Source organism: Pedobacter sp. (genome assembly GCF_045627485.1).
Taxonomy (GTDB): domain Bacteria; phylum Bacteroidota; class Bacteroidia; order Sphingobacteriales; family Sphingobacteriaceae; genus Pedobacter.
Genome location: NZ_JAZQNU010000003.1, coordinates 1 through 3,837, shown reverse-complemented (window position 1 = coordinate 3,837; position 3,837 = coordinate 1). Strand labels below are relative to the sequence as shown.

Below are 3,837 nucleotides of genomic sequence, written 5' to 3'. Positions count from 1 at the left end.
AGGGCCCTGAACACCGTAGCCGATGATCGCTACAGTTTCTTTACTCAATACTTCCTGTGCTTTTGCTAACGGAAACTCTTCACGTGTTACTACGTTCTCTTCTTTTCCGCCGAAATTTAATTTTGCCATAATTTTTTATTGGTTTTACGATTGGTTGTTAATTAGAGTAAAAGACAGAAGTCTATTACATGGTAAATACATTATCTTGTTTGTCTAGGTATTCGTTTTCAACGACATCTTGACCGGGTTCCTTTCTTTCAAACTCCCGTAATTTAGCATTGAAACCTTCACTATCTTTGATGATTGCAACACGTGCACTCCTCACAAATTCGATTAGGCCATAAGGTTGCAGCACTTCAATGAGTTTATCGGTTTCTTCGCGGTGGCCTGTGGTTTCGAACACGGTGTAATCTTTACGGATCACCACGGCTCTTGCACCATTCTCACGGAGTAAACGTTCTACCAGTACTTTCTCGGTAATGGTATCTGTAGGTACTTTATATAAAGCCAGCTCCTGCCAAATAATATCCTCGTTGGTATTATAATAGACTTTCAAGACTTCAATTTGCTTCTCAATCTGACGGGAAAGCTTGCGCACCACATCTTCCGTTTCGTGAATTACGATGTTGAAACGGTGGATATGCTCAATTTCAGAAGGGGAGGTGTTTAAGCTCTCTATATTAATCTTTCTTCTGGAAAATATAATAGCGATACGGTTTAATAAGCCGATCTGGTTTTCTGTGTATACGGTAATGGTAAATTCCTGTTTGGTATTAGCCATTTCTATAACCTGGGTATTGCTCATGATCGTTGTTATTTTAATCTGATTTCACTTACACTACAGCCCTGAGGTACCATAGGGAATACATTATGTTCTTTTGCTACCATTACTTCCAATAGGTATGACCCTTTATGTTGCAGCATGGCTTCCAGCGCAGGAACCAGATCTTCGCGTTCTACCACTTTTTTGCCGGGAATATAATACGATTCAGCAAGTTTAACAAAATCAGGACTGGTGATATCAACGAAAGAATAGCGTCTGTCGTTAAACAGTTGTTGCCATTGTCTAACCATGCCTAAAAACTGGTTGTTTAAGATCATGATCTTCACATCAACGCCGAATTGCATGATAGTCCCTAACTCCTGTAAGGTCATTTGGAAACCGCCATCGCCAATAACGGCTACAACCGTGCGGTCTGGCGCGCCATATTTAGCGCCTATTGCTGCCGGTAAGCCGAAGCCCATGGTGCCTAAACCACCACTAGTTACATTGCTGCGGCTGTTGTTAAACTTCGCATAACGGCAGGCCACCATTTGGTGCTGGCCAACATCACTCACAATGATGGCTTCTCCTTTAGTTAATACGTTTAATTGGTTAATCACTTCGCCCATGGTAATTTCACCAGTACCCGGGTTCAATTCTGGATCGATTAAATCTTCTTTTTCTATTTTTGCAAAGGCGTGAAACTCTTGTAACCAGGCATCGTGATCACCCTTTTTTACCAATGCAGTTAACAAGGGAAGTGTTTCCTTACAATCACCCCATACCGGTACATCGGCTTTTACATTTTTATCAATCTCTGCGGGGTCGATATCCAGGTGTACGATTTTAGCTTGTTTAGCGTATTTGTCCAGTCGACCGGTTACGCGGTCATCGAAACGCATGCCAATAGCAATTAACACATCGCAGGAATTGGTTTGTACGTTCGGGCCGTAGTTACCATGCATGCCCAACATACCCATGTTTAAAGGATGATCTGTTGCAATAGCACCAGCCCCTAAGATGGTCCATGCGGCAGGAATGCCGCTTTTCTCCACAAATGCTTGGAATTCTTTTTCTGCTTCACCTAATAATACACCCTGCCCAAATAAGATAAACGGCTTTTTAGCACTGTTAATCAGTGCAGCTGCTTGTTCTACATATTCATGTCTGATTTTAGGCGTAGGGCGGTAGCTGCGGATATGATCGCATGGGGTATAACCATGATAGTCAAAAACCTGCATCTGGGCATTTTTAGTAATATCGATTAACACCGGTCCCGGCCTGCCTGTTCTGGCAATATAAAAGGCTTTGGCTAAAACGCCTGGAATTTCACTGGCGTCTGTTATCTGGTAATTCCATTTGGTTACTGGCGTGGTAATGTTAATCACATCTGTTTCCTGGAAAGCATCGGTGCCTAACAAACTGGCAAATACCTGTCCGGTAATACACACTAACGGGGTGCTGTCTATTTGTGCATCAGCCAAGCCGGTCACCAAATTTGTAGCACCTGGTCCGCTGGTTGCAAACACAACGCCAACCTTACCCGAACTGCGCGCAAAACCTTGTCCGGCATGAATACCCCCTTGTTCATGTCTGACCAGAATATGGTTTAATTTCTCTTTGTAATCATACAAAGCATCATAAATTGGCATGATGGCGCCTCCTGGATAACCAAAAATGGTTTCTGTTCCTTCGGCAATTAAGCCCTCTAATAAAGCTACGGAACCGGTAACCTGCGTTATTTGCTTAGGTTCGGTTAGGGTGGTTGCTTCCGTTTGTGCTAAATCCATGTTATTATGTTTTAGTGTTTGTAAATCTTTTAATCGGTGTATGCGTCGGTTACACAACCTTCACTGGCATCACTCACTTGTTTGTGATATTTATATAATACACCGCTTTTTACCGGTGGTGGTAGCTGCGTCCAGGCGGCCCTTCGTGCAGCAAGTTCTTCGTCGCTAATGTTTAGTTGTAAGGTATTGTTAATCGCATCAATGGTGATGATATCGTTATCTTGTACCAGGGCAATGTTTCCACCTTCCCAGGCTTCAGGTGTAATGTGTCCTACAACGAACCCATGTGTACCACCAGAAAAACGACCGTCTGTAATTAAAGCAACTGACTTTCCTAAACCTGCACCAATAATTGCTGAGGTAGGTTTTAGCATTTCGGGCATACCTGGGGCACCCTTTGGGCCTACTTGCCTAATCACAACCACGTCTCCCTGGTGTACCCGTCCACTTTGAATCCCGGCAATCAACGATTGCTCGCCATCAAAAACTCTTGCCGGGCCTTCAAATCGCTCACCTTCTTTTCCGCTGATTTTAGCTACAGATCCTTTTTCGGCAAGGTTGCCATACAACATTTGGAGGTGACCGGTAGCTTTCAGCGCTTTACTCAATGGAAGGATAACACGTTGTTGTTCGAAGTCGAGATCAACAGCGTCAGCAACGTTCTCTGCCAAAGTCTTTCCGGTTACTGTAAGGCAATCGCCATAGATGAGGCCTTCTTTTAGTAAATATTTTAAAATCGCTGGTACACCACCAATCTCATGTACATCTTCCATTAAGTACTCGCCACTTGGTTTTAAATCGGCTAATACAGGAGTATTGTTACTGATCTGCTGAAAGTACTCCAGTGTTAAGGTAATACCTACTGATTTAGCCATAGCAATAAGGTGGAGTACGGCATTGGTTGAACCACCCAGTACGGTAACGGTAACGATCGCATTGTGAAATGCACGTTCCGTCATTATATGGGAAGGCAGTATGTTTTTCTCCAGTAATACCCTGATGGCACGGCCTGCATCTAAACATTCTTGTTTTTTTTGCTCACTTAATGCAGGGTAGGAAGAGCTGTATGGTAAACTCATACCCAAAGCCTCGATTGCCGAGGCCATGGTATTAGCTGTATACATACCGCCACAGGCACCTGCGCCAGGACAAGTATGTCTGATAATTCCCTGGTAATCTTCTTCAGATAAATTTCCGGCCAATTTTTGGCCAAGGGCCTCAAATGCTGAAACAATGTTTAAAGATTTACCTTTGTAATTTCCTGAGTGGATACTGCCACCGTAT

Annotated in this window: 3 protein-coding genes; all 3 read right to left on the bottom strand. The window is 43.4% G+C overall.

Annotated elements, in window-relative coordinates; genetic code table 11:
* Positions 1 to 184: 184 nt before the first annotated feature.
* Positions 185 to 805: an acetolactate synthase small subunit gene (gene ilvN / locus ACR2F3_RS00095; protein WP_432707948.1), complete on the bottom strand. Its 621-nt coding sequence runs from the start codon at positions 803 to 805 to the stop codon at positions 185 to 187.
* Positions 806 to 813: 8 nt separating this feature from the next.
* Positions 814 to 2,553, bottom strand: a complete 1,740-nt coding sequence (gene ilvB / locus ACR2F3_RS00090; RefSeq protein WP_432707947.1) for a biosynthetic-type acetolactate synthase large subunit — start codon at positions 2,551 to 2,553, stop codon at positions 814 to 816.
* Between the two features lie 29 nt (positions 2,554 to 2,582).
* A partial coding sequence (locus ACR2F3_RS00085; RefSeq protein WP_432707946.1) for a dihydroxy-acid dehydratase occupies positions 2,583 to 3,837 on the bottom strand: 1,255 nt, incomplete at its 5' end.